General features: G+C 44.0%; 2 protein-coding genes. Both read right to left on the reverse strand.

What is annotated here, in order from left to right; all coding sequences use genetic code 11:
• Positions 1 to 915 (reverse strand): replication initiation protein (locus tag KSW37_RS15410; RefSeq protein ID WP_217743525.1); only part of this gene is annotated, 915 nt, incomplete at its 3' end.
• A 763-nt stretch (positions 916 to 1,678) separates the two neighbouring features.
• The coding region (locus KSW37_RS15415; protein WP_217743526.1) for a hypothetical protein at positions 1,679 to 1,977 on the reverse strand (299 nt) is incomplete at its 5' end.

Here is a 1,977-nt window from a genome sequence, read left to right on the forward strand (position 1 = left end):
TTGCAGCCGGAGTTTCAGTTTGCTCCGCTGCCCTCTCAGTTCGCTGCTCACTTCTGCACCCTCCGCAGTATCGCCTGAAGTGCGACGGTCGTGCAGGGTAAAGGTGATGTGTACGGGCAGGTGATGCATCACTTTTTCGCCCTCTTCCAGAAAGAAAGGCTTATAGGTAAGATACTGGTCGATGACGTGGTTCCGGTAAAGGCGCTTGAGGTCTTTGCAGGCAAAAGTCAGACATTTTCTGTCCAGTTCCGACCAGGTCTTGTAGTAATCTTCCCTACCATGCATCAGTTGCTGGATATGCGCCGTTTTACTGATGGTGAATCCCTTTACCGCCCAGCAGTTCATGATGAGATACAACTTGATGCTCGATGCGCCTCGGCATTGGTTGATGGCATTGAGGTCGATACGGCTGATTCCCTTGTCGTAATTGTAGAAAAACCGTATCACGTTGTTGTCGAAGCGGAATTTTACCATCCAGTTCTTGTGCCGGTCTTGGTATATCTCACTCTTAAACAGGCATGAAAACTTCCGGTAGTATGTCTGGTCGCCCTGCTTGAATGGCAGCTGGATGGGTTTGGATGCTATACGCTGGATGGCATCGCGCAATTGCGGATAATGGTTAGCACCATAAGGAAACTCAGACAGTTTCATGATGACATCGGTGTGGCCTGCAGCCCTCTGTTCTGCGGTGAAGCCATTGAAAGTCTGTGAAGTTACCTGATAAGGGATAACATAGTCCAAGATGGCTTTCTGGGCATGCTTGATAATCTGTAGAACGATTTTGAGTTCTACCACAGAATAGTTCTGGTAAGACAATCCCTGTACGCCAAGGATGGTCATCAGTTGTTTCTCTGGTTGATTTGTCTGAGGGAAGGACTGCTGCCCGCCCGGAGGCTGTTGATTAACTTTTTCCATATCCGTTTTCTGTTAAAATCGTTAGAGGCCTACCGATTGGGGCAAGTCTTGGTTATAGTTTATTGAAAACCGGCATGGAATTGGAGTAAGGATGACATGATAAGTTGAAATGTTACATCCATAAAGGATTGTAAATCGGCCATTTCTTCTTATTACCAAATAACCTTACTTCGCATCCATGCCGATAAATTTTCATCAAATTTATCAGGCATAGAATGCCTTGTAAGGATTACTATTTGGTCACTCATCTTTTGGGGCCGATTCCTACTCAATGAGCTATGTTCTAATCCTTAACCGAAAGCATATCCCGGTGTCCTTCATCGGGAGGAGAATCGCATTCTCCGCGCTTTCATGTTGCAAAAGTAATATTTATTTCAGACTTTTGCAAATTTTTGAAGAGAAAAAATGCATTTTAATAGCTGATTTGTTGAAAAAAAATCTTTTTCCTCCCGTATTACGTATAGTGTAAAAGATGTAAATGTATATATATAATATACTTGGTATAGTGTAGGGAAGAAAAATCTGTGCCTAACTATCTGATATTCAATATTTTATATTTTTGAAGTTTGCCCTGGTAGTAATTCGGGCATATCAGAAGACACATAGTTGGCCCTGATGGTAGCTATTATTGGCCCTGGTAGTATCCTCAGAAAGGCTTATTTGCCCTGGTAGTAATTGAGCACTCAAATGAGGTAAACAAACGATACACTTCCGTTTACCAACTGATGTGGCTGAACTGGGTTAAGGATATGGCTGAACTGGGTTACGCAGACGGCTGGACTCGCTTACGCAGACGGCTGTACTTGCTGATTGAGCCACTTGAGTAATCTGATTGAGCCACTTGAGTAATCTGATTGAGCCACTTGAGTAGTCTGATTGAGCCACTTGGGTAAGCTGATTGAGCCACTTGGGTAATCTGCTGCATACGCTTGCGTGCAAAAGTATACATAATTGAGCCAAATAGAGCACAACTGGTACTTATCGTACCAAAGTGGACAAGTGGGGCATCGCCGATGTTGTATCTTTGTATCAGCATTCGGGAAGAGACCGGTGCACAACATT

Origin of the sequence: Segatella copri, from assembly GCF_019127135.1 — a bacterium.
Lineage (GTDB): Bacteria > Bacteroidota > Bacteroidia > Bacteroidales > Bacteroidaceae > Prevotella.